Source organism: Halpernia sp. GG3 (genome assembly GCF_052976925.2).
Genome location: NZ_JBRIIR020000017.1, coordinates 62,257 through 87,835, shown reverse-complemented (window position 1 = coordinate 87,835; position 25,579 = coordinate 62,257). Strand labels below are relative to the sequence as shown.

Genomic DNA, 25,579 nt, shown 5'->3' with positions numbered 1-25,579 from the left:
AGAATTTGCTTATTTCCACTTTACAATTCCTTTCGCCTGCGTTAAACTTTTATTAAAGTTCAAAGTCATTTACCAATTTTTAATTAAATGTTGTTAAAAATTAGTGTTTTTTAATAAAATCCAGCCGGTGTAAGTGACTATGGTACTGGCGCCAAACTCTTGCCATTGTAAAACATACCAGTAAGAATCTGTTGGTAATTTTCTATTATTAAGCGTTCCATCCCAAGTATATTGATTGCTTTCTGACCCCGTAAAAACTAATTTTCCATAACGGTCAAAAATTTGAAATTTTGGATTGTCTTTATTTTTAAGCTGCGAGTAATTAAAAGTGTCATTAATATTATCGCCATTCGGAGTTATCGCATTTGTAATAATGATTATAGAAAATTCTTTGGATACTGGCGCACATTGATCTGCGGAGGTAACATAAATTGTATTTACGCCACTTTTAACGTCAGTAAATATATTGGAACTTTGTGGTGCAGAACCATTTAAAAAATAAAGATAAGGCTGCTTTCCTCCGGAAGCATTAATTGTAACGGTTGATCCTTTAATATCAATCGCAGTAATTTTGGGTAATTCAACTTCTTTCACGGAAACTTTTTGCCGGTAAACACAGCCGTTGCCACTTTCTAAATCCACATAATAATCACCTACACTCACATTTGTAATAGATGATGTTTTTTCCCCAGCTCTGCTCCAGCTGTAGGAGGTGAAACCTGTTCCTGCATCAAGCGTTGTCGTCGTTCCTGGACAAATCTTTTTATCCTGTAAAATAGTTGAAGCTGTGGGAAAATCAATCGTAATCATTAAAGTTGCGAGAACAGGACAAAAATCGACTTTTGATAATCGATAATAATAAGTGCCGGTTTTATTAACTGAAACTGGATTTGGGATTGGATTCTGAGAGTTTTTTGCATTATTTAAGTAATCGTAATAACTCACAGTCACGCCAGAATCTGTGGTAAATTCAGATAGATATTTCGACAGATCTACGCTTTTTGTTCCATCTAAATCATCATCACATTCTGAAGTTGAATAGGAAGATTTTATTAAAGTTAACGTTGTTCCTATTTTAAGGTTTAAAGGCTTAATAACTGGCGGGCAAAATTGAGATTCTACACGCACGTAAACTGTTGTATTTGTTTTATAAGAAAAATCATTTTGTAAACCGGTTCCGCCTGCGTTTGCCAAGGCGTTTGTTGTGTAATATTTAACGGTAAATCCTGTACTATTTGGTAAAATGATGGGAGTAATATCGGAAAATTTAACATCAATATTGCCGTCAAAATTCGTGTCGCAATTTTCTGCGGTATAATCGGAAGTATTTAAAACGGCTTTTGGTGATTCTTTAACTTCCACTGATTGAATCAACGAACAACCATTTGGCGATGTTAATGTTACAGTGTAAGTTCCTTTCCCTGCATTAATTATTTGGGTGGTTGCGCCAGTGCTCCAAAGATAACTTACAAAGCCTGGACCTGCATCTAAAGTTGTAGAATCGCCTTCACAAACAGTCACAGTGTTCGATAGAGTGGTAGAACTTAAAGGATGTGCAAACAATAAGTTTAAAGTCCCGATATTGTCGCAAATTCCCGTTTTAGAAAATCTGATAAAATAAGTAGTGTCAGAATTTAAGATTTGATTAGCAGAAATTTCTGTTCCTAAAAAATTGGCTTGAGCGTCCGCAAATGTTTTGTAAAATTTATAAGTAACGGTATTATCTGCCGTAAATAAATTAATGTAATCCGAAAGTGTGACATTTTCTGAAGTATTTTGAGAACAAACAGTTCGCGTGATCGGCGTTGAAATACTAACATTTGCACCGATTTTAAAATCAATTTGTGCTATTTTAAAAGGACAATTGTCGGGAGAGTCTACTCTCACATAAACTGCTGTATTATTAGCATAAGACCAATTGTTTGGTAAAGTATTTCCGTTTCCAGCCGTGGCATCCGTTGGATTTAAATAATATCGAACTTGGAAGTAGGACGAATTTTGTAGAATCTTTGGTGTTATCGTAGAAAAATCAATATCAATTTGTCCATCTAAATTATCATCGCAGTTTACCGCATTATAAAGACTTGGGTCTAAAAATATTTCAGGGAAAAACCCCAAAGTTACAGTTGCGATATCACTACAACCTTCAGGAGTTTTTACAACTGCATAAACGTCTACTCCAGCCGAAACGTAAGCCGTATAATTTAAAATTTCTTGCGCCGCGTCTTCCGCCTTTGCACCAGCTAAATTTTTATAATATTTTTTTGTTACCGGGGAATTCGTTGTAATATTTGCGTTTGATAGATTGAAAGTGCCGGTAGTTCCTATTTTACAACTAGTTAAAGTTGTATTGTTAACTGTCAGTTGCCCAATAGTAATATTAACAATTACCTGCTCACTATCAGGAAAAGTACCATCTCCAGAAAAATAGTAAACAAAAGTATCTGCTCCCACCGCCCCTAAATTAGGTGTATAAGTTATTAAACCAGTGGCGGCATCTATTGCAGCTATTCCTTTCGTTGGCGGTGTTATTATTTTTATAGAACTTAAAACGATATTCTGGGTAGAATTTGTGAATCTTGGTGTTTCGGTAAAACTTCCACAAACTCCCCTAAACACAGTTGTCTGCTTTGTACAATTTAAAACTGTGAAGATGGGAGTTGTAACTGCTGGGCAAGTTCCGTTACTTACAACAACAGTATAATTGCCTGGTTGTAATGGGGTAAAAGTGTTGGTGTTTGCGCCTGCGAGTAATAAATTATTATAATACCATTGGTAAGTGTCAAAACCAGCATTTACTTCCAGAACAATTCCCGGCAGACAAGTTCCAGATTGTTTTGATATAGCGGGAATAGAAGAAAATCCTGCGAAATAACCACCGTAACCAACTGCGCCATCACCTGCTGCAATACCTGCAGTTACTGCTTTTGTGGAATTTATGGTAATATTTCCCATTACATTTAATTTAGAATAGGTCACCCATTGCGCATTTCCGACCAAAGGCTTTGGACCTTCTGCAGCAGTAAGAGGAGAGTCATTAACAGTTACAACAGCACCAACTTCCGTGATGATATTCAGTTTTGTATTTCGGGTCTTACTAAAGACATTATTTCCGCTTGTACCTGGGTTTTCATTAATTAAGCCAATCTCACCAACGACAGTTGGAAGATAGCAACTCAAAGGCGGTATATAATTAAACCCACCAGTTGCTTTAGAGCTATTGCCACTAACACCTGCTAATAATTGATAGAGATAAATATTTTTGGTGGCTTTTACGTACATATTAAAAATGCCATTGCCAGCATTAATATAATTACTGTCAGGTATAACGAAATATTCACCTTCGTTCAAAGTTTTTACGGGCGTTGCACCATTATTTAAATAAATTTGCGTATTATTTTCAGTTGCTACAATGAGACCGCCTTCCATATTATCCCCAATATTGCCATTTCCCTTAATTAAAGCAAATTCTTGCCCCAATCTTTCCACAGGTACAGATTGATCCATTACAATGTCTGAATTGCCAGGATAATTCCCCGCATATTGCCCATTAAAATTACCATTTGTAACAGAGATAGGATTATTTGCAACTATTTTTGCTCCGATAAAACCGGTAAAGTTATCTGGATTATTTCCCAGTCCGTCAATGATATAGGATTGCCCTTTATTTAAAGTAAAAGTAATGATCGATGCTTGAGGCGCTGAAAAAACAACAGATGGTTGGTATCCAGAAACTGTCACTGTCGTATTATCTTCTGTCGCTAAAATCCCTGTCATAAAATTTAGTATGGCATTACTGACGGTAATTGGCGCCATTGCAGCATAAAATTTCGTCCCAATTCCCGCTTTACCTTTAGAAGTCAAAATTTCTGCATGATTAAATTCAGAAAACCTAAAATTAGCAAAATAAGGTTTGTCTCCCTTGCAATAAAGACCCATTGTAGTGGGTGTAAATAAATCCGTCTGAAGCGTTGTTATTATTAAACTTCTCGGAACGGCGAACGTTTGCGGATTTCCTTTGCTTAAGTTAACAACCGTCCCAATTACAATATTATTATTGTAGATAGTAACTGGAAAAGCTGTTGGGGAATTTGTCGAAAAATATAGAGTTTGCTCATAATTGCCTGTTTTCGCGCGATCGATCATGGGTGCAAACCAATGCTCTGTATCTAGCTGTGCAAAACTCTTGATCATAAAAAAAATGAAAAAGAGTAATGCGAATAATTTTTTCATAAGATTGTGTGTGCCACAAATTTATAATTAAATATTCATTTAAAAAGCAAATATTTTACTGGTTTTTTAGAAGAATCCAATTAGTGAAAACAGATTTTAAGCAAGAAAAATCTCTGCTAAATTTTAGCAGAGATTGTATTTAAGATCGATTATTTAAATAATCAAAATCACGACATTAAGTTAAACTAACTCTAATAAAGCCAACAACTTTTAGATCGCTGTTGACAGATTTTACATAATCAGCAACGCTCATCCCACTATCTTTAATGAAAGATTGGTGTACCAAAGTATTGTCTTTGTAAAATTTCTGCATTTTCCCTTTCAAGATATTATCAATAATATTGGCAGGTTTACCTTCTTTAGTTAAAATCTCTCTTTCAATTTCTAATTCACTATCAATTGTTGCTTGGGAAACTTTTGTTTCATCTAAAGCCAAAGGATTCATGGCGGCAACTTGCATAGAAACAGATTTTGCAACTTCACTACCTCCGTCTGATTTACCTGATAATGCGGAAATCGCCGCAATTTTATTTCCTGCGTGAATATATGCTCCCAAAAATGGGCCTTCAATTCTTTCGAAGGCACCGATTTCTATTTTCTCACCAATTATACCAGTTTGCTCAATTAATTTTTCAGCGACAGTTTGGCCGTGGAAATCTGAGGCTAAAAATTCTTCTTTATTTGAATAAAAAACCGCTTGCTCAGCCAATTCATTAGCCAAAAGAATAAAATCAGCATTTTTTGCAACGAAATCTGTTTCGCAATTAAGTGCGATAATTGCGCCCATTGTATGATCTTCATTGGTTTTTGCAATAACTGCACCTTCAGAAGACTCTCTATCTGCTCTATTTGCAGCCACTTTCTGACCTTTTTTTCTTAAAATTTCAATTGCTTTTTCGAAATCGCCTTCAGATTCTACTAAGGCTTTTTTGCAATCCATCATTCCTGCGCCGGTTGTACTTCTTAATTTTGCTACTTCTGCTGCTGCGGGTGTATACATATCGAATATTTTATTTAAATTTATTGTAAATTATTGCTGTGTTTTCAGCGCTGCAAAGATAATAAATTTAATGCAAACTAAAAAGATGCTTTTAACGTTTAAATTTTGTCTGGTTTAAAATAATACATTTAAAGAAATGAAAAAATATTTATATATTTTCAGCCTGTTTATCTCCGCAGTTATGTGTTCGCAATCAAAATACACCGAGGCACAAGTAGAAAAAAGTAGCGATCCGCAAGTCATAGCGAATTTTGTAAAAAATAATCCCAATAATCCTAAAACGCCCGAGTTCAAAAGGAAATTATATGCAATAGTTAGTGGTGGCAACTCCGCTGTCGCAAAACCTACAATTACTCCGCTTACTAAAGCTAAATTAGAAAAGGAAGTAAAGCGTGATTTAACAGGTGGGACTAATGCGCAAAACAAACAGGCCGCCGCAGTCTTAACACATCTTTTTAACAATGATCCAAGTGATAAAAATGCATATATCCAAATTGAAAATAAGTCTAAATGTAATTTAATCGTAAAAATTAGTGGAAAAAAGTTTTATAATTTAACTATTCCAGCCAATAATAATAATTTTATCATGGTGGATAAGGGAACCTACAAACTCACAACTTCTATCTGTGATGCTCAATATTCCTCAGTAAAATCTGTGACAAAAGATATTATAATTACCTTAAATTATAGTAAGAGATAAATAATTAAATCGAAAAAAGTCCACTAAAAGATATTTAGCAGACTTTTTTTAAGTTTTTAATTAGCCTTTAAACTGTCCCATTTCAATAAATTTATCTTGTCTCTGAGTAACCAACTCTTTATCAGTAAATTTTTTAAAAGCTTTTATGTTTGCTAAAATAGACTTTTTTACGTTTTTAAAAGTTGTTTCGGGGTCGTAATGTGCGCCTCCCAAAGGTTCTTTAATAACACCATCAATAAATTTTTCCCGAAGCATGTCATCCGGTGTTAATTTTAAAGCATTGGCTGCGTCTTCTTTATGTTCCCAGTTTCTCCACAAAATTGATGAGCAACTTTCTGGCGCAATTACGGAATACCAAGTATTTTCTAACATGTAAACTTTATTTCCCACACCAATTCCTAAAGCTCCACCACTTGCTCCCTCACCAATAATGATGGTAATGATCGGAGTTTTTAACGTGGTCATTTCAATAATATTTCGGGCGATCGCTTCACCCTGACCGCGTTCCTCAGCTTCTAAACCAGGATATGCTCCCGGCGTATCAACTAAAGTAATAACAGGAATTTTAAATTTTTCCGCTAGTTTCATTAATCTCAACGCTTTTCTGTAACCTTCAGGATTACTCATCCCAAATCTTCGAAATTGTCTTTCTTTAGTCGTTCTTCCTTTTTGAGTACCAATTAGCATGACGCTTTGTCCGTCAATTTTCGCTAATCCGCCAATCATTGCCGGATCATCTGCAAAATTCCGATCACCGTGAAGCTCTAAAAAACTTCCTTCATCTACGATCCCCTTTATAAAATCTAATGTGTAAGGGCGGTCTGGATGTCGCGAAAGTTGCACTCTTTGCCAAGGCGTAAGATTTCCGTAGATTTTTTTCTTTGTTTCTTCAATTTTATCTTCTATCTGGCTGCAGGCTAATTTCATATCAACGCCACTTTCGTCGCCCACAAGCGAGCAAGTTTGGTATTGATCCATCAATTCTTTTACTGGCTGCTCAAAATCTAAATATTCCATTATATCTTTTAGAATTATCTTTCAAATTTATATAAATATTTTAGCAATTGACTTATTTAAGTGTTTCAATCGCAAAATTAATTCTCTTTTCAGTTTCAGTTTTCCCTAAAATTTCCAACAGATCTGGTACATCCGGACCTTTTAATTCACCAACCAAGGCCAAACGCAAAGGCATCATTATTTTACCTAATCCCAGGGATTGTTCTGTTGCGAAGTCGTGAATTGCCTTAGAAATCTCATCTTTCATAAAGGAAGTGAGTAAAATTTTCTCTAAAAGATTCTTTAAAATAGATGAGGTGTTTTCATTCCATGCTTTTTTGGAGGCTTTTTCATCGAACGTTTTGGATGCTGTAAAAAAGAAAATTCCTTCAGTATAAATATCTTTAATAAAAGTGGCGCGCTCTTTCATTAAACCCACGATTTTCAGTAACTTATCATCTGTAATTTTACTTTCAGAAACTTCCTTTAAGTTTTTTAAACTTTCAGAAACTTCCTTGTCGGTTTTTTTCTGTAAATATTGATGGTTAAACCATTCTGCTTTTTCTTTGCTAAATCTTGCGCCGGCCTTATGCACTTTATTTAAATCAAATTCCTGAACCATTTCATCCAAAGAAATAATTTCTTTATCATCTGCGGGCGACCAACCGAGAAGCGCTACCATATTTAAAAATGCTTCTGGCAAATAACCTTCTTCTCTATAACCTTTCGAAACATTTCCGGTGTCCTGATCTTTAAAATTTAACGGAAAAACGGGAAAATTAAATTTATCGCCGTCTCTTTTACTAAGTTTTCCTTTACCTTCAGGTTTTAAAATCAGTGATAAATGCGCAAATTGTGGTCTTTCCCAACCAAAAGATTCATACAATAAATAGTGAAGTCCCAAAGATGGCAACCATTCTTCCCCACGAATTACGTGTGAAATTTTCATTTCATGATCATCAACCACGTTTGCAAAATGATAAGTCGGCATTCCATCTTGTTTTACTAAAACTTTATCATCCAAAGAGTTGGTATTTACATTTGAGGTCCCGCGGATAATATCTTCTAAAATTAAAGTTCTGTCAACAGGCATTTTAAACCTAACGACATATGGCGTTTTTTTATCTAAAAGCGTTTGGACCTCTTCTTTTGTTAAAGACAGACTATTTTTTAAACGGTTTCTAATGATGTAATTGTAAGAAAAAACATCGCCCTTTTCATCATATTCTTTACGAATTTCATCCAGTTCTTCAGGCGTATCAAAAGCCAAATAGGCGTAATCTGTTTTTAAGATTTCCGCTAAATGTTTATCATAAATATCACGTCTTTCAGATTGTCTGTACGGACCAAAATCGCCGCCGTGTTTTGGGCTTTCGTCGGGAATGAGTCCACACCATTCCAAAGCCTCCAAAATATAATCCTCCGCACCTTCCACAAACCTTGCTGTATCGGTATCTTCAATTCTTAAAATAAATTTTCCGTCTGTACTTTTGGCAAAGAGATAATCATACAATGCGGTTCTTACACCGCCTAAATGTAACGGTCCGGTCGGGCTCGGTGCAAAGCGCACTCTCACGTTTTTCATTTTCATTTATTAGGGTGCAAATTTAAGAAAATATAGTACTTTTACTCCTCTTTAAATTATATAGTTTTGTAAAATATTAAAATCTATGTTAGAAATTGGCGACAGACCGTGGGGAAAATATTTCGTTTTGGCAGATGAGCCAAATTACAAACTGAAAAGAATTGAGGTAAATCCTGGTCAAAAATTATCGTATCAATACCATCACAAAAGACAGGAACAATGGACAATTATTGAAGGAAATGCCACTGTTGTTCTTAATGATGAAGAAATAGAATTAGCTTACGGCGAAAGTATTTTCATTCCACAAGGAGCAAAACACAGAATGATGAATCTTAGTGAAAAACCTGTTGTTTTTATAGAAGTGCAAACCGGAACTTATTTTGGTGAGGATGATATTGTGAGGTTAGATGATGAATACGACCGGAAATAATTTTATTTAATCGTTAATTTTTAAAATTTCCCGCCAAACTTTTACTGTGTCCTTCTCTTCATTTGCTAAATTAAATTTGCCCAAAATAAAATCAGACGCCTCTTTACCTTTTATTTTCATTCGATTTTCATCTATGGAAAACTCACCAATAACAGCTTCAATTGTTTTTGCAAACGTCGCAATATCCCCATCATCAATAGGGTAGGAATAATTCTCATTAAAGTAATCCTTACCGCCTTGTCCTTTGTAGCCAATTACTACGCATCCGCATGCCATTGCTTCGGCAGGTGGCAATCCAAATCCTTCTTTATGATTAAAGCTTAAGAATATGGCGCTTTCCTGCATGATTTCGGAGACTTCAGCTTCATCCTTGTTTTCAATTGGGAATAACTTCCAACCTACAATGTTATTTCTATTTTGCAAAATATTTAAAACTTGCAAAACATCCTCGGAAAGTTTACGCGGCATGTAGGCGATCTGTTTTTTCTTGATAGAAGTATATTTAAAAATAGCTCCGTCGATACCTAATCTAATTTTTAAAACATTTATTTTCGGAAAAGTGTATGAAAGATAATTTTCTGCATCATTTGACGCAACGATTGTTCCAAGAAGTTTAGGATTTTTATAAATATTATTTTCGACATCATTTTCCAAAGAGAAATGTCTAAATGTATAATAACAGTTCTGATTAAAAATAACTTTTCGATTTTCAGGATAAATTTTGCCGATATGAGGTCCAAAAATTTCTGGAAAGACAAATATATCTTCCGCTGAAATCACAACGCTTTTTTTCTTTAAGTATTTAATTAACTGTCTGTTAAAAAAATCTCCACCAACATTTATTTTAGCAAATTTGATTTCCTTAAAAACTTCTCGCGAATATTCTACTGGAATATCTAATTTAAACCAATTGTCACTAGTAGGAATTTTTTTTAAAAGTACAGCATTAAAGCCATTTTTTCTTAAAAAATAAACCTGTCGGTAAATCTGTTTTATACCTCCGTGAGCAAATTTATTATTAGGACAAACAAAGTATATTTTAGGGTTCAACATCTTTTAGCTCTTAATCATATTTTGGATCCAATTTTTAATAAAATATTTCTCCTTTATTTCGGCCGTTAATTTTTTGTAAGGCGTCTTCAGAAAACTTTCAGGTAAATTTATGTCATTAATATTATCAATTATGAAGACATTCTGTGAATCATAAAAGTCATAATTTTTAATATTTTTATTAGTTGTTATTATTTTCTTTTCTAATCCGATCGCCTCGAAAGGGCGAAATGATAATCCTTCCTGATTAGGTTGCTCTAAATCTAAAATAGCAAAACTATCTGCATAAAAATTAAATGAAGAACTGAAAGGAATTATTTTATTTATGATTTCAATACTTTTTGCATAAGTTCTATCCAAATTTTTTTGGTGAAATGAGTAAATCATTGCTTTATTTAGATAATTATTCTCATTAAAATAATCAACTATTTTTAGCAATGTAGGAACTCTGTCATCAAAAGTACCGAGAAACGCAACGTCATAATTAATCTCAGAAGCAATTTTATCTTGAAAATAAAAATTGGTGATTTTTATGAAATTATACTTTTCACAATCTCTTTCGTCAAAACTTAAAATAAAGTCAAATCTTTGCAAAATACTTTCGTCCATTGGAATTTTCTCTAAGCTATCCCACAGAAGTGCTTTCGATTCTTTTGCATTTTGAAAAAGAGAATCTAACTGTTTTTCTGAAAGCAGATCAGGCCTGTTTATAATCACCAGATCTACATCTTTTACTTTCTGTATTTTATTTAAGATTTCGAGCGAAGCTTTTGCTTTTTTTATATTTCTCTTTAGAAAAATTTTGCTGAAAAAATTTTGAATTCTCTCGTTAATATTTTTATAATTATAGTTTTCATTTGAAATAATTTGAACTACTTCCGCACCAGAATAGCTTTTTAATCCTTCAAAAACTACTTCATTAAAGCCATAATAATCTGGAGCAATAAATAATATTTTTTTAGCCACTTTAACTATTTTAAATTAAAAACAGTCTCAACCCAATTTTCCAAAGAATATTTTTTATAAATTTCGTCGGATAAAGGTTCATAAAGTGTTTCAAAAAACATAGAATTGAGATTACTTAGATCTTTATTAAGAATTAAAATGTTTTCAGGTTTATAGAAGTCATAATTTCGCAAAGATTGATTATCGCTTATTATTTTTTTTCCTAAAGCCATTGCTTCAAAAATCCTAAAACTTAATCCACTTTGATTTTCACGAACCAGATCTAGTAACACGTTTCCTTTCATGTAAAATTGAGGTATATTTTTTTGATTAATTCTTCGAGTTTGATATTTTTTTGATACATTTTCACCTTTGAAACTAACCATTTTTAATAGATTTTTCTTCCAAGATTTTTTACCAACAATCACATACTGGTAAGTTAAACCCATTTTTTCTAAACGTTCCGTGATTTTATATAAAATTTTTAAACGCTCATCATAAGAAGCCAAATAAACCAGGTCAAATTCTGGATTTTTATCAGTTTTTACCTTCTCTAAATAATTATAATTATTAATTTTCGTAAAGCCGTATTTTTTAGAATCAGCACCTTCAAAAGAGTAAATGGTATCAAACAAATGGAGAATATTACCCACAGGGCAACGCGCTAAACTGTCATACAAATATGCAATATATCGGGAAGTGTATTTTTTTATTGCAACATGAAATTTCTCTTCTATTAATTCTGGATTAATTATTAAAATTTGATCTTGATGACCGAGCATTTTTAGTTCGTCTAAAATAAATTGTTGTCTTTTTTCATTTTTGACATTTTTTTGAAGAAAAACTTTTGAGAAAGTATTAGTAATTTTTGCAGAAAAATTTCTGTGTTTATAGGCACCAATATTAATATGATGCGCTTCTATACCCTTTTTGCGCAATGTAGCGGCGATATGTTCATCGTAATTCCAAAAATCAAAACTAATTATACAGATTTTCATTAAACTTTTTTTTCTGAAAAGGTAAGTTAAGATTTATTCCCAACTTTTTTTAAGGATTCGTAAGTTTCAAAAACGCTTAAACTTTGAAGGTATGACAGTTGATAGCCTTCTTTACCATCCAAAAACCCTCTATTTAGCATATAAGATTTAAAAAATTTAAAAATAGTTTTTAAATATTGCGTAAATACATTGAAACGTTTCCCTTTCGCAAATAATTCTTCGCCTTTTAAAATGCCATAATGAATCATTTTTGCTTTATACGAACTATAACTGTCAACGGAAAAATGAAGTAATTTATTTTCTAAAAAACCAATTTTACCCATTACTTCTAAAGTTTCATGTACTTTTTTGTTAGCGGCGTAGTGGCATCTGCTTTTTCTAAAAAGGCGAAAATTTTTATCGTGCTGCGTCCCGGAATATTTTAAAGCTTTTCCAGCAAAGAAAAATTTTCGATAAAAATAATAAGCGTCTTTTGTGGTGGGTTTTTCTAATTCTAAAAGAATCTCGTTTTCTAATTTTGGTGTTAGTCTCTCATCTCCGTCAAGGAATAAAACCCAATCGTTCGAAGCATTTTCTAAAGCCAAATTTCTTTGTTTTGTAAAGTCTTCGAATTTATTTTGAATAATTTTTACTGTTGGAAAAGTGTTTGCAATTTCTACAGTTTTATCTGTACTAAAAGAGTCTATGAGAATAATTTCGTGGCAGAAGCGAAAACATTCCAGAACCTGTTGGATGTTTTTTTCTTCGTTAAAAGTAATCATCAGACCGGAAACTTTCGGCAAACTCATTTGAAATTCTAAATTAGATGAATAAATTGTAAATAGTTAAAAAGTAAAAAAAATTTGCCACGAATTTACGACTATATTTCTGCCTTTATCACTGAATAACACAGATAAACTTTATGATTTTTTTTTACTCTTTTGAATCAATCTTTGTGCGTTTATGATTAAAATTTACAATTTTGTTTTTGAAAACTATTTTAAAAAAGACTATTTTTTAAATTCTTGAATCGTTTTTTCAATAATTTTCACACAATCTAAAATCTGTTTTTCTGTAATAACTAAAGGTGGCGCAAAACGAATAATATTTCCGTGGGTTGGTTTGGCTAATAAACCATTATTTTTCATGGCGACACAAAGATTCCAAGCCGTTTCACTTTCAGGTGAATCGTTGATGATAATTGCGTTTAACAAACCTTTTCCGCGAACTTTTACAATCAAATCTGATTTTTCAATGATTCGATTCATTTCTTTGCGGAAAATATTTCCCAATCGTCTGGCATTTTGAATTAAATTCTCTTCATTAACTACTTCCAGCGCAGCAATTGCCACATTCGCTGCAATCGGGTTACCACCGAATGTTGAACCATGTTGACCTGGTTTTATAACTTCCATGATTTTATCATCCGCTAAAACTGCAGAAACAGGATAAGCGCCTCCTGAAAGTGCTTTGCCTAAAATTAAAATATCTGGTTTTGTATAAGTTGATTGTTTTTCACATTGATTCTCGCAAGTGCAATTACCACAAACTGCCAAAAGACTGCCAGTACGGGCAATTCCTGTTTGAACTTCATCTGCAATGAACAGCATGCCATTTGCATGACAAACAGCCTGTGCTTTAGAGATAAAATCTTCATCCGGTGTATAAACTCCCGCTTCTCCCTGAATCGGTTCTACTAAAAAGCCGATTACATTTTTATCTTTGGCAACTTCTTTCAAAGCGTTGATATCGTTGAAAGGAATGCTTACAAATCCGCCAGTGTAAGGACCGAAATTATCCCGCGCATTGTCATCATCAGAAAAAGAAATAATTGTTGTTGTTCTTCCGTGGAAATTACCCTTGCACACAACAATTACCGCCTGATTTTCTTCAATACCTTTTTTCTCATAAGCCCATTTTCGGCATAATTTAATAGCAGTTTCTACTGCTTCTGCACCAGTATTCATCGGCAATACTTTATCGAAACTAAAATAATTAGTTACAAATTTTTCGTATGGACCTAAAGCATTATTGTAAAAAGCGCGGGAAGTTAAAGCCAAAGTTTGTGCTTGGTCTATTAATGCTTGCACAATTTTTGGATGTGAATGTCCCTGATTTACAGCAGAGTAAGAAGAAAGAAAATCATAGTATTTTTTACCTTCCACATCCCATACAAAAACTCCTTCACCTTTTTCTAAAACCACAGGAAGTGGATGATAATTATGTGCTCCGTATTTATTTTCTAATTCAATAAAGTACTGTGAATCCCTTGCTTGCAAAACTTCTGACATAATATTTTGTTTTTGCAAATTTAACGATAATTATTCAAATCTTTGAGTGAAAGAGTCTCAATAAGAGACATTTTAATTATAGGTAATTTGACTTATAAATATTAATAAATTAATCGAAATTCATTCCATAACCGATAAGTGCCTCTTTTATAGCCTCTATTTTTTTTGGGTCTGGAATTGTGCAACCATTTCGTCGTTTCATTTCAGCAATAGCGTTCTTTTTTTGATTGTGAGTTTTGGATGGTTTCTTTCGCGACCTTATTTGGCTGAACTTTTTGTGCAAAAGTAAAATTGAAAATTATGAAAATTCCAAAATATTTAATTGTACAAATCATTATTAGTATTTTGTGATATGAATTAAAATATTGTAAAAATATTGATTTTATTTATGTTTTAATGAAAAAAAAGTTATCAAATGGTTATTATTTTATTTAAATATAGGATTATTCACTTTTCTTTAAATCTATTTTAGTTAAGTTTGTTTATTTAAAAAATTAGCAAAAAAAATACTGACATTCAAAATATCAGTATTTGTTAATTATAAAATTAATTTTTAATTATCAAAATCTTTATCCATTTTAAAATCTTCCATAAATTTGGTTGTGTAATTTCCATCCAAATAATCTTGATTTTCCATCAATTGACGGTGAAATGGAATTGTTGTTTTAATACCTTCTATATAAAATTCATCCAATGCACGACGCATTTTTGCAATCGCTTCATCACGGGTTTGCGCAGTTGTGATCAACTTTGCAATCATAGAATCATAATTTGGTGGAATTGTGTAACCAGAGTAAACATGCGTATCAACACGAATTCCATGTCCGCCCGGAATATTTAATTCTGTAATTTTTCCTGGTGAAGGTCGGAAATCATTAAACGGATCTTCCGCATTAATTCTGCATTCTATTGAATGAAGCCTTGGGAAATGATTAATTCCACTTATTGGTGAACCGGACGCTAAAAGAATTTGCTCTCTAATTAAGTCATATTCAATAACTTGCTCAGTAATCGGATGTTCCACCTGAATCCTGGTATTCATTTCCATGAAATAGAAGTTCCGGTGTTTGTCAACTAAAAATTCTATGGTTCCAACGCCCTCGTAAGCGATATATTCTGCGGCTTTTACGGCGGCGTCACCCATTTTTTGACGAAGTTCATCGGTCATAAAAGGGGACGGTGTTTCTTCCGTCAGTTTTTGATTTCTTCTTTGTACAGAACAATCTCTTTCAGATAGGTGACAGGCTTTTCCATATTGATCTCCCGCAACCTGAATTTCAATGTGTCGGGGTTCTTCAATTAATTTTTCCATGTACATTCCGCCATTTCCAAAAGCGGCAACCGCCTCCTGAATAGCAGAATCCCACATTTCTTTTAGGTCTTCCGGTTTCCAAACAGCGCGCATTCCTTTTCCACCTCCACCTGCTGTTGCTTTGATCATCACTGGATATCCAGTTTCTGCAGCAATTTCTACGGCGTCTTCATAAGAATCAATTAAACCGACAGAGCCTGGAACGCAGGGGATTCCGGCCTCTTTCATGGTTTTTTTTGCAGTCGCTTTATCACCCATTTTTTCAATTTGCTCAGGTGAAGCGCCAATAAATTTTATACCGTTTTTCTCACAAATTCTAGAAAAATTAGCATTTTCTGAGAGAAAACCATAACCCGGGTGGATTGCATCGGCATTGGTGATTTCCGCTGCAGCGATAATGCTTGGAATTTTTAAATAAGAATCTTTACTCGCAGGCGGACCGATACAAACGGCTTCGTCTGCGAACCTCACATGCAAACTGTCTTTATCAGCGGTGGAATAGACTGCAACTGTTTTGATGCCCATTTCCTTACAAGTGCGCAAAATACGCATTGCAATTTCGCCACGATTTGCTATTAATATTTTTTTAAACATCTTAGAAATTTTAAATTTTAAATATTGAATTTTAAATTATTTTAGACTGTCCATCTAAAATTTATAATCTTAAATTTAAAATTGTTTTAAGAAGGATCTACTAAGAATAAAGGCTGATCATATTCAACAGGGGAAGAATCATCCACTAAAATTTTAACAATTTTACCGGAAACTTCTGCCTCAATTTGATTAAATAATTTCATCGCTTCAATTACACAAACCACTTTCTCTGCCGTAATTGTATCGCCTACATTTACAAAAGTTTCTTTGTCTGGTGAAGGTTTTCTATAAAATGTCCCGATCATTGGGGATTTAATTGTAATATATTTACTATCATGCTCTGTTGCGGAAGTGGCTGTTAAACTACTTTCCATTTTTGGCGCCTCAGGATTTGATTGTGGTGCGAAAGATTGCTGATACATTTGTGGTTGCGCCACATAGTTTACAGATTCGTTTCCTGCTAAAGGTGTTTTAATGTTGATTTCAAAATCTTTAGTTTTGTATTTTACTTCAGAAACGCCTGCTTTTGCAACAAATCTAATTAGATTTTGGATGTCTTTTATGTCCATAAAAAGAATATTATTTATAGGCCAAAGATAATAAAAAACAACAAAAAACCACTCAAATTTTAATAATTTGAGTGGTTTTGTATGATTTTTGGCTTAAAACCGAGTTTTTTAGTCTTCGTCCGTAGTTGCAACTTCTTTTTCTACTACAACCTTTCCTCTGTAATATAATTTACCTTCATGCCAATGCGCTCGGTGATAAAGGTGCATTTCACCAGAAGTGGCGTCTTTTGCAATTTGAGGAACGATTGCTTTGTAATGCGTTCTTCTTTTATCTCTTCTTGTGCTCGATTGTCTTCTTTTAGGATGTGCCATTTTGTAAATTTTAAATTTTAAATTTTACTTTAAAATTATATTGTTTAAATTTTAATTTTTATTTTTTAAATTTTTCAACGCGTTCCAGCGTGGATCTACTTCATCTTCTGTCTCTATCTCATCTTGCGGACTAAACTTTTCTAGCAGCGAAATATCTTCTGCCGAAAGTTTTGGTGATACCTTCTTCATCGGAACCGTAAGAACTATATCCTCGTACAGAAGTTGTGCGATGTTAAAAGCATTATCCTGGCGGGGAATAGTGATTACGTCAACATCGCTGTCGTCATATTCATTTCCGAATTTTACCAAAACTTTTATTTGATTTTCAATTTGATAATCAAAATCTGTTGTGGTAATATCACAAACTAACTGAATTGTTCCTGCTACCTTGATCTGAATTTCCAAAAAATTCTCGTGTTTTACCATGAAAACATCTGCTGAAATTTTTGGAGCTGTAAACTCTTGTTCAGTCTCAAATAAATTAAAGAACGCTTGATCTACTTCAAATTTAAAGTCATGCTTTCCATCTTTTAAGCCGGAAAATGCAATGTCGTAGTTTCTAAATTTGTCCATAAAATCGGTTTGCAAAAATAAATTAATTTTTTAAGATAACAAAATGTTTTTGGCTTTAAAAATATTTAAATAGCAAATTAAATATTTATCTCTCTTCCCGGTACCTATTTTCAGGACTTTGTTTTTTTACCTCAAGTCTGTTTTCACGCAATTCGTTGTACTCAGTTCGGTTATTAAAAATTTTAATTCCTGTAAAAATAGCTTCAGAAAATGACTGTTCATCCGCAATATTTTTTCCAGCAATATCGTAAGCAACGCCATGATCTGGTGAAGTTCTAATAAATGGTAAGCCTGCAGTATAATTAACTCCATCTTCGTAAGCAATTGTTTTAAAAGGAGCTAAACCTTGATCATGGTACATAGCCAAAACTCCGTCAAATTTTGTATAGTTTGAAGGTTGAAAAAAACTGTCCGCTGGATAAGGTCCAAAGGTGAGAATGCCATTTTCAAATAAATCCTGAATAGCGGGTGAAATTATTTCAATTTCTTCTTTACCAATTGCGCCACCATCACCTGCGTGCGGATTTAAACCTAGAACTGCAATTTTAGGTCTTTCAACACAAAAATCTTCTATTAAAGTTTGGTTTAAAATTTTAATCTGCTTTTTAATAGTTTCTTTGGAAATATGACCAGCAACTTCAGAAATTGGAATGTGATGGGTAGATACAGCCACTTTTAAATCTTCTGTTACTAAGAACATAACTCCTTTTTTACCTGCTTTTTCTTCCAAATAACCCGTATGTCCAGTATGTTTAAAACCTAATTTTAACATTTCATCTTTGTTGATCGGCGCGGTTACTAAAATATCAATATCTTTATTTAAAAGTGCTTGTGTTGCTGCCTCTAATGAATCGACCGCCATTTTGGTGGATTCTTCTGTGGGGATACCAAAATTTACATTAACGTTATCTTTCCAAAGATTCACCATATTTATTTTTGCGTTTACCGCATCTTTTACATCTTCTATGTAATTAAAGTTTACCTGAAGTTTAAAAATGTTCTTCTGGTAGGTAAATAATTTACCGGATCCAAAAATAATTGGCGTGAAAAAATCGGTTATACTTTTATCTTTCAAAGCTTTCATAATAATTTCCGGACCGATACCGTTGAAATCACCAACAGAAATTCCTACTCTTATTTTATGATGTTTAGAACTCATTTCTTTATCTTTGAAGTTGTAATTAAAGATTGCAAATTTAACAAAATTAATTTAGTACCAATTCGTATTTCTCTTCCTTGCGGAAAAAGCAAATACTAAATTTTAGCCCTGATTGACTCAGTTATTTTTAAATGCTTAATTTGAACCGTTGAAACTCATTTCTCGTTTTTGAAGTGGCATCTTTTTTAAGAACGCCTCTTTCTTGGCGTTCCACTTCAAAAAAAGAGATATAACGAAAAGAAGGTACCAATTTTTTAAATTGGCATAAAACGTGGTGCACCTAAAAAAAATAAAAATGTTCACAGGAATTATAGAAGGCACGGGAAAAGTTCGAAATATTGAAAAAAACGGGAGTAATATCGATTTTACTTTGACCTGTGATTTTACAAAAGAACTGAAAATTGACCAAAGTTTGGCGCATAACGGCTGCTGTTTGACAGTTGTTCAAATAAATGGTGACGAATATAAAGTTACTGCAATTGATGAAACGCTGCTAAAAACGAGCCTAAAAGAGTGGAAAGTTGGATCTGAAGTGAATCTTGAACGTTGTTTAAAATTTGAAGGAAGATTAGACGGACATTTGGTGCAGGGGCACGTAGATGAAACTGCAAAAGTGAGCGGAATTGATAATAGAGACGGCAGTTATTTTATTACTTTTAGAATGGATGAATATTCACAATTTGTTACCGTGCCTCAAGGTTCAATCACGGTTAATGGAATTAGTTTGACTGTCGCTGAAAGTAATGATTTTGATTTTTCTGTGGCCATCATTCCTTACACGTGGGAATTCACAAATATGAAGAATTTAAATATTGGCGATGAAGTAAACTTAGAATTTGATATTATAGGAAAATATATTACAAAACTGATGAATAGAGATCATGTCGCTAAAAAGATATAAGGGATATAGTTTTAGAAATAGAATTTTTTGGGGATTTCTGACCGTTTGCCTTTTAAGTATTATGGGTATGAGTGCCCTGTCTTATTTTGTGCTCAAAACGAATTCACAGGCGCAAAGCAGAACGCAGCTGTTGAAACAGTCTGAGGAATTAATGGCTTATCTGGATTATGCTGTAAGTCATCAGCAAGTGCAGACGACAGATTTAAAAAACATTCTTCAAAATAAAATTTTTGAGATTGCAGATATTAACAAGCATGATGTTATTCTGTACGATTTGCAGGGAAATTTTTTATTGTCGAACAAAGATGAGAATTTAATTAAACAGAATAAGTTACCTTTTTCAATTTTAAATAAAGTTTTAAGAAAGGAAAAGAGAGTGGATATTGAAAACTTTGATAAAATCAATAATTCTACGAGTACCTCCTCCTATCTTGTTTTAAAAAATAATATGTTGGTGCCTATTGCCATCGTCTATCTGCCTTCCTACCACAATAACACAAGTTATTACGATTTATTTAATAAATATCTAAAATTATTTATAGTCCTAAATATCATTCTTATATCGTTCAGTATATGGCTCAGTTGGGTGATTTCTAAGCAATTAACTAGGACATTGACAAAGTTTTCAAATATGATTACACAAATCACACTCTTTGAAAAGGAATTGAAGCCCATCAAATATTTTCAAAATGACGAGTTAAGTTCTCTCGTTAAATCCTATAATAAAATGATTCTACAGCTTCAAAATCAAAAAGAACATTTAAGTTTTATAGAGAAAGAAGATGCATGGCGCGGTATGGCAAAACAAGTAGCGCATGAAGTAAAAAATCCTTTGACCCCAATGAAATTAACAATTCAAAATTTTGAAAGAAAATTTGATTGCGGTGATCCGGATATCGCTGAAAAAGTAAAAAATCTAAGTAAATCTATGGTGCACCAGATCGATTTGGTTGCGGCTGTTGCAACGGCTTTCTCTCAATTTGCGCAACTTCCTGAGCAGCAAAATGAAGTACTGAATCTAAATCAGCAGGTGAAAGAGATTCTCTATGTTTTTAGCGATGAAAACATTCATATTCATGCAAATCAAACTAACATTGAGATTAATATCGATAAGATTTATCTTTCGAGGATTATTGTAAATGTCGTTACTAATGCGGTACAGGCGAAAGTGGAAGGTAAAAAATCCATTATAAATGTAGATCTGGAACAAATAAATAAAAGAATCAATATTTCTGTAGAAGATAATGGCAAAGGCATTGCAGAAAGGCTTCAGGAAAAAATTTTTGAACCCAATTTTACTTCAAAAAATAATGGAATGGGTCTTGGTCTTACAATGGTAAAGAAAATGGTGTTAGAGTATGACGGCGATATTGTTCTTACTTCTGAAGAGGGAAAAGGCTGCCGATTCGTCATATCTCTGCCGGCAAATACTTAATTCTTGTTGAGAGCTTTTAATTTTAAAAATTTTTCAGTTCTTCAAAATTTGAAGGTTTTTCGCGTAGGAACAGATGCGGTTTTACTAGGCGCGCTTTCATCAGTAGAAAACTACGAGAATATACTGGAAATAGGAAGTGGTTGTGGAATTATTTCTCTTATGGTTGCTCAGCGCAATTTATCGGCTAATATCATTGCTATAGATATTGATGGAGAGGCCAAAAAATTATCATTTTTAAATTTTATAAATTCACCGTATTCTGATAGACTTTCTGCCAAAAATATTGATTTTAAAAACTTTCAATCAGACAAAAAATTTGATTTAATTATTTGTAATCCACCTTATTTTGAAAGAACGCACCAAAGTAATCGGGACGAAATTGCGCGTCAAAAGATTCACCTGAACTTTATCGAGTTAATAGTTAATACCGCACTTCATTTAGATGATAATGGTTTATTTTCGGTTGTAATTCCATTCCAAAGTGAAAAAGATTTTAAAGATATTGCTACTCAAAATTCTCTTTTCATCTCAAAAAAAATTACGATTTTTGGCCGGGAAAATTTAAAACCGAAACGTGTGATTTTGGAATTTAAAAAACAAAAATCACTTCCAGAAATTTTAGAATTTATGATAGAAAAAAGTCCGAGAATTTTCTCAGACCAATATTTAGAAATCACGAAGGATTTTCATATATTTAAATGATTGTAATTATTCAAATAGTTCTGCCGTATTCATAATGGAAACTTTACCATCTTCGCATTTTATAGCTTCACCTGGAAAATTCTGAATCATGTGGTAATCGTGCGTTGCCATCACCACCGCACAATTATTTTCCAGAGCAACTTGTTTCAGAAGTGTCATGATATCATTAGAAGTTTCGGGATCTAAGTTCCCTGTTGGTTCATCGGCTAAAATCAATTGTGGATGGTTCAAAAGCGCTCTCCCAATGGCGATTCTTTGCTGTTCTCCACCGGAAAGCTGATGCGGCATTTTATGCTTCTTGGTTTTCATACCAACGCTGGAAAGGACTTCATTAATGCGGTCATCGATTTTAATCTTATCACTCCAACCCGTAGCCTCCAAAACAAATTTTAAGTTTTTTTCAATATTTCTATCTGTCAGTAATTGAAAATCCTGAAAAACGATGCCCAATTTTCGGCGTAGATTAGGCACTTCTCCCGCTCGAAGAGCTTCCAATTTAAAGCCTGCAACGGTACCTGTGCCTACTTTTAGCGGAAGATGGCCGTAAAGTACTTTTAAAAGAGAACTTTTCCCCGAGCCAGTCTTACCTATTAAATAGCAAAAATGACCTCTTTGAATGTGCAGATTGACATCACTTAAAACCGTAAAATTTTTCTGGACTATTTTTGCATTTTTTAGAACGATGATACTGTCTCCGTCTTCATTTCTATGTGGCATACTTAAAGTTTTAGGTTCAATATTTATATTGCTGGTCAAAAATAATTAAAAAAGCAGCGTAAAGCCTAAATTTTAGCAAATTTTAACAACAAAAAATGCCTGAAAAAATTTTTCAAGCATTTTATAATATTTTTAAAAAGAATTATCTCTTAGCACGTTGTGAAGAAACACTTAGGCTTCTTCTACCTTTAGCGCGTCTTGCTGCTAAAACTCTTCTACCGTTTGGTGTTGACATTCTTTCACGGAAACCGTGCTTGTTTCTTTTCTTTCTCTCAGATGGTTGGAAGGTTCTTTTACTCATGACTTATATATTTAGCCTTTATTATTCTTAAAATTCAGATTGCAAAGATATACATATTTTTAAAATCTACAAACCAAATCTTCATTTTTTTGCAAAAGTATTAAAATGGACATTATTTAATTAAAGCACTAAAAATCAGTATTTTAAGCAAAGTATAGTTTGTTTTTTAAGATATTCTTCTTATAAAAACCTACCTTTGCAGTCTTCAAAAAATTTAAAAAATGTTCAGCTCACAGGAAATTTCAGATATAAAAAAATTATTATCACCCGATAAAAATATAGTTATAATTACACATCATAATCCCGATGGCGACGCAATTGGCTCTTCATTAGGTTTAAGAAACTTTTTAAAAAATAAAGGGATTGAAGCTACCGTTTTGGTACCGAATGACTTTCCAAAATTTCTGAAATGGATGCCAGATTCCAAAGAAATAGTAATTGCAGATTACAAAAGAAAAATTGCGGGTGAAGCGATTTATAAAGCTGATGTTATTTTTTGTTTAGATTTTAATACCGCTTCTAGAATAGGAATTTTAGGAGATTGGCTCACAAAATCTTGGGCAAAGAAAATATTAATAGACCACCATCAACAGCCAGACGTGTTTGATTTTGTTTATTCGGATACTGAAGTTCCGGCAACTTCTCAAATGATTTATCAATTTATTGAAGCATTGGGAGATGAAAATTTAATAGATAAAGATGTAGCAGAATGTCTGTATACAGGAATTATGACAGATACAGGCGGTTTCAGATTCCGTTCAACTAGCGCATTGACGCATAAAATCACGGGAAATTTAATTGAAAAAGGCGCGGATCCCGCGATGATATCTTCAAATACTTGGGATACGAATTCTGTTTCGCGTTTGCATTTGTTAGCTTTGGTTTTAGGAAGAGTAGAAACTGTGCAAGATGGCGAAGTTGCTATTTTAACTTTAAAAAGGGAAGAATTAAAATCTTTAGGATATCAGAAAGGAGATACGGATGGTTTTGTAAACTATGGTTTAAGTATCAAAGGCACAAAAGTTTCCGCATTTTTCATGGAAGATTTATATGATGATTTTATTAAAATTTCATTTAGAAGTAAAGACGAGACTGACGTGAACCAATTCTCAAGAAAACACTTCAGCGGTGGCGGTCACATTAATGCCGCTGGTGGAAGGTGCGACGAAACTTTAGAAAATACGGTTGAAAAATTTAAGCAAATCATCGCAGACGAAAATATGTAAACTATAAATCCACTTAATAGGTGGATTTGTTTTTTAAAAAAAACTTAATGAATCAAATTATAAATTTATTTAATTTTAAACAAAAAGTAGATTACAAAACTGAAATTCTTTCAGGAATAACAGTTGCTTTGGCACTTATTCCCGAAGCTGTGGCATTCGCTTTTATTGCAGGACTTTCACCATTGACCGGACTTTACGCGGCTTTTGTGATGGGATTTGTAACATCTATTTTTGGTGGCAGACCAGGGATGATCTCTGGCGCGACTGGCGCGGTGGCAATTGTGATTGTTGCTTTGGCAAAGACGCACGGCATTGAATATATTTTTGCAACCGTAATTTTAGCCGGAGTAATTCAATTTCTTGCAGGTTTATTAAAATTGGGGAAATTAATTCGACTCGTTCCGCAATCTGTGATTTACGGTTTTGTGAATGGTTTGGCAATCGTGATTTTCATGTCTCAATTGGTTCAGTTTAAAGACACTTCAGGAAATTGGCTCACAGGCATTACACTTTACAGTATTTTAGGGTTAGTACTTTTAACAATGTTGATTATTTGGCAAATGCCAAAATATACCAAAGCGTTTCCAGCTTCTTTAACCGCGATTTTAGTGGTTTTTGGATTGGTTTTCTTTTTTAATATTCCGACAAAAACTGTCGGCGATTTGGCTTCCATTAAAGGCGGATTTCCACCTTTTCATATTCCTGATCTTCCTTTTAATTTTGAAACTTTAAAAATTGTCTTTCCGTACGCCGCAATCGTAGCGGGCGTAGGTTTAATAGAAAGTTTACTGACTTTAAATATTGTAGATGAATTAACGGAATCCACCGGAAATGGAAATAGAGAAGCGTTAGCGCAAGGTGCAGCAAATATTTTCTCAGGATTTTTCTCTGGAATGGGCGGTTGTGCAATGATCGGGCAAAGTTTAATTAATATTTCTAACGGTGCGCGAGCAAGGTTATCAGGAATCGTGGCAAGTGTGATGCTTTTAGTTTTTATAATGTTTGGAAGTTCGTTGATTGAAAAAGTTCCCGTTGCCGCTTTAACGGGTTTAATGGTTATGGTTGCAATTGGCACTTTTGAATGGGCGAGCTTTAAAGTCTTTACAAAAATGCCAAAATCTGATATTTTCGTAATGGTTATTGTGACTTTAATAACGGTTTTTCTTCATAATTTGGCCCTTGCAGTAATCATTGGCGTCATCATTTCGGCACTTGTTTTTGCCTGGGATAATGCAAAAAGAATTCGTGCCAGAAAATATTTGGATGACGATGGTGTGAAACATTATGATATTTACGGACCATTATTTTTTGGCTCAACACAGGCTTTTTCAGAGAAATTTGATTTAAAAAGCGATCCGGATGAGATAATTATTGATTTTCAGGAAAGTAGAGTTGCTGATATGTCGGCAATTGAAGCCTTAAATAAATTAACCGAACGGTACAAAAAAGCAGGCAAAATCGTTCATTTAAAACACTTAAGTAGAGATTGTAAAGATTTATTACAAAACGCAGACAGTTTAATCGAAGTTAATATTTTGGAAGATCCGAGTTATAAAGTGATGCCCAAATAA

Annotated in this window: 23 protein-coding genes; 7 read left to right on the top strand and 16 right to left on the bottom strand. The window is 33.4% G+C overall.

Features of this window, described 5'->3' with window-relative positions; genetic code table 11:
• Positions 1–93: 93 nt before the first annotated feature.
• Both ACVBED_RS09775 and tsf read right to left on the bottom strand, forming a co-directional pair.
• Positions 94–4,233: a T9SS type B sorting domain-containing protein gene (locus tag ACVBED_RS09775; protein ID WP_447120104.1), complete on the bottom strand. Its 4,140-nt coding sequence runs from the start codon at positions 4,231–4,233 to the stop codon at positions 94–96.
• A 175-nt stretch (positions 4,234–4,408) separates the two neighbouring features.
• Positions 4,409–5,233, bottom strand: a complete 825-nt coding sequence (tsf, locus tag ACVBED_RS09770) for a translation elongation factor Ts (RefSeq protein WP_447120103.1) — start codon at positions 5,231–5,233, stop codon at positions 4,409–4,411.
• A gap of 136 nt (positions 5,234–5,369) precedes the next feature.
• Between tsf and ACVBED_RS09765 the strand changes: the two genes are divergently transcribed.
• On the top strand, positions 5,370–5,933 hold the full coding sequence (locus tag ACVBED_RS09765) for a DUF6759 domain-containing protein (protein ID WP_447120102.1): 564 nt from the start codon (positions 5,370–5,372) through the stop codon (positions 5,931–5,933).
• Positions 5,934–5,993: 60 nt separating this feature from the next.
• Here ACVBED_RS09765 and ACVBED_RS09760 read toward each other — a convergent pair whose 3' ends face one another.
• Positions 5,994–6,950, bottom strand: a complete 957-nt coding sequence (locus ACVBED_RS09760) for an acetyl-CoA carboxylase carboxyltransferase subunit alpha (protein WP_447120101.1) — start codon at positions 6,948–6,950, stop codon at positions 5,994–5,996.
• A gap of 52 nt (positions 6,951–7,002) precedes the next feature.
• Positions 7,003–8,514, bottom strand: coding sequence for a glutamate--tRNA ligase (gene gltX, locus ACVBED_RS09755; protein WP_447120100.1), 1,512 nt, complete (start codon positions 8,512–8,514; stop codon positions 7,003–7,005).
• A gap of 85 nt (positions 8,515–8,599) precedes the next feature.
• Here gltX and ACVBED_RS09750 point away from each other — a divergent pair, with 85 nt between their 5' ends.
• Positions 8,600–8,944 (top strand): phosphomannose isomerase type II C-terminal cupin domain, encoded by a 345-nt coding sequence (locus ACVBED_RS09750; protein WP_447120099.1) that lies wholly within the window; start codon positions 8,600–8,602, stop codon positions 8,942–8,944.
• A gap of 6 nt (positions 8,945–8,950) precedes the next feature.
• Here ACVBED_RS09750 and ACVBED_RS09745 read toward each other — a convergent pair whose 3' ends face one another.
• The 10 genes from ACVBED_RS09745 to pdxA all read right to left on the bottom strand — a co-directional run bounded on the left by ACVBED_RS09745 (position 8,951) and on the right by pdxA (position 18,726).
• A complete protein-coding gene (locus ACVBED_RS09745; protein ID WP_447120098.1) occupies positions 8,951–9,997 on the bottom strand; it encodes a glycosyltransferase in 1,047 nt (348 codons plus the stop codon).
• Between the two features lie 3 nt (positions 9,998–10,000).
• A complete protein-coding gene (locus tag ACVBED_RS09740) occupies positions 10,001–10,960 on the bottom strand; it encodes a WaaS/CpsH family glycosyltransferase (RefSeq protein WP_447120097.1) in 960 nt (319 codons plus the stop codon).
• A 5-nt stretch (positions 10,961–10,965) separates the two neighbouring features.
• Complete coding sequence (locus ACVBED_RS09735; protein WP_447120096.1) at positions 10,966–11,937, bottom strand: WaaS/CpsH family glycosyltransferase; 972 nt, start codon at positions 11,935–11,937, stop codon at positions 10,966–10,968.
• Between the two features lie 26 nt (positions 11,938–11,963).
• A complete protein-coding gene (locus tag ACVBED_RS09730) occupies positions 11,964–12,725 on the bottom strand; it encodes a glycosyltransferase family 2 protein (RefSeq protein ID WP_447120095.1) in 762 nt (253 codons plus the stop codon).
• Positions 12,726–12,926: 201 nt separating this feature from the next.
• Entirely contained in the window at positions 12,927–14,207 is a 1,281-nt protein-coding gene (gene rocD / locus ACVBED_RS09725; protein WP_473094944.1) for an ornithine--oxo-acid transaminase, read from the bottom strand.
• Positions 14,208–14,760: 553 nt separating this feature from the next.
• Positions 14,761–16,113: an acetyl-CoA carboxylase biotin carboxylase subunit gene (gene accC / locus ACVBED_RS09720; RefSeq protein ID WP_447120094.1), complete on the bottom strand. Its 1,353-nt coding sequence runs from the start codon at positions 16,111–16,113 to the stop codon at positions 14,761–14,763.
• A gap of 86 nt (positions 16,114–16,199) precedes the next feature.
• Positions 16,200–16,682 (bottom strand): acetyl-CoA carboxylase biotin carboxyl carrier protein, encoded by a 483-nt coding sequence (gene accB, locus ACVBED_RS09715; RefSeq protein WP_447120093.1) that lies wholly within the window; start codon positions 16,680–16,682, stop codon positions 16,200–16,202.
• A 108-nt stretch (positions 16,683–16,790) separates the two neighbouring features.
• On the bottom strand, positions 16,791–16,994 hold the full coding sequence (gene rpmF / locus ACVBED_RS09710; protein ID WP_447120092.1) for a 50S ribosomal protein L32: 204 nt from the start codon (positions 16,992–16,994) through the stop codon (positions 16,791–16,793).
• Between the two features lie 51 nt (positions 16,995–17,045).
• Positions 17,046–17,567, bottom strand: a complete 522-nt coding sequence (locus tag ACVBED_RS09705; RefSeq protein ID WP_447120091.1) for a YceD family protein — start codon at positions 17,565–17,567, stop codon at positions 17,046–17,048.
• A gap of 85 nt (positions 17,568–17,652) precedes the next feature.
• Positions 17,653–18,726 (bottom strand): 4-hydroxythreonine-4-phosphate dehydrogenase PdxA, encoded by a 1,074-nt coding sequence (gene pdxA, locus ACVBED_RS09700; protein WP_473094943.1) that lies wholly within the window; start codon positions 18,724–18,726, stop codon positions 17,653–17,655.
• Positions 18,727–19,021: 295 nt separating this feature from the next.
• Between pdxA and ACVBED_RS09695 the strand changes: the two genes are divergently transcribed.
• The 3 genes from ACVBED_RS09695 to ACVBED_RS09685 are packed head-to-tail and all read left to right on the top strand — an operon-like array spanning position 19,022 to position 21,764.
• A complete protein-coding gene (locus tag ACVBED_RS09695) occupies positions 19,022–19,627 on the top strand; it encodes a riboflavin synthase (protein WP_447120090.1) in 606 nt (201 codons plus the stop codon).
• Positions 19,608–21,062: a sensor histidine kinase gene (locus tag ACVBED_RS09690; protein ID WP_473094942.1), complete on the top strand. Its 1,455-nt coding sequence runs from the start codon at positions 19,608–19,610 to the stop codon at positions 21,060–21,062. The genes ACVBED_RS09695 and ACVBED_RS09690 overlap by 20 nt, the downstream gene beginning before the upstream one ends.
• Positions 21,063–21,110: 48 nt before the next feature.
• Positions 21,111–21,764: a tRNA1(Val) (adenine(37)-N6)-methyltransferase gene (locus ACVBED_RS09685; RefSeq protein ID WP_473094941.1), complete on the top strand. Its 654-nt coding sequence runs from the start codon at positions 21,111–21,113 to the stop codon at positions 21,762–21,764.
• Between the two features lie 6 nt (positions 21,765–21,770).
• On the opposite strand, the gene ACVBED_RS09680 is transcribed toward ACVBED_RS09685, so the two are convergent.
• Both ACVBED_RS09680 and rpmH read right to left on the bottom strand, forming a co-directional pair.
• The gene (locus tag ACVBED_RS09680) at positions 21,771–22,481 is read right to left on the bottom strand and encodes a cell division ATP-binding protein FtsE (RefSeq protein ID WP_447120086.1); all 711 of its coding nucleotides are present in this window, start codon (positions 22,479–22,481) and stop codon (positions 21,771–21,773) included.
• Between the two features lie 142 nt (positions 22,482–22,623).
• Complete coding sequence (gene rpmH / locus ACVBED_RS09675) at positions 22,624–22,782, bottom strand: 50S ribosomal protein L34 (protein ID WP_447120085.1); 159 nt, start codon at positions 22,780–22,782, stop codon at positions 22,624–22,626.
• A gap of 221 nt (positions 22,783–23,003) precedes the next feature.
• On the opposite strand from rpmH, the gene ACVBED_RS09670 reads away from it, so the two are divergent.
• Together ACVBED_RS09670 and ACVBED_RS09665 are read left to right on the top strand one after the other, a co-directional pair.
• Positions 23,004–24,008, top strand: a complete 1,005-nt coding sequence (locus tag ACVBED_RS09670; RefSeq protein ID WP_447120084.1) for a DHH family phosphoesterase — start codon at positions 23,004–23,006, stop codon at positions 24,006–24,008.
• A 47-nt stretch (positions 24,009–24,055) separates the two neighbouring features.
• Positions 24,056–25,579, top strand: a complete 1,524-nt coding sequence (locus ACVBED_RS09665; protein ID WP_447120083.1) for a SulP family inorganic anion transporter — start codon at positions 24,056–24,058, stop codon at positions 25,577–25,579.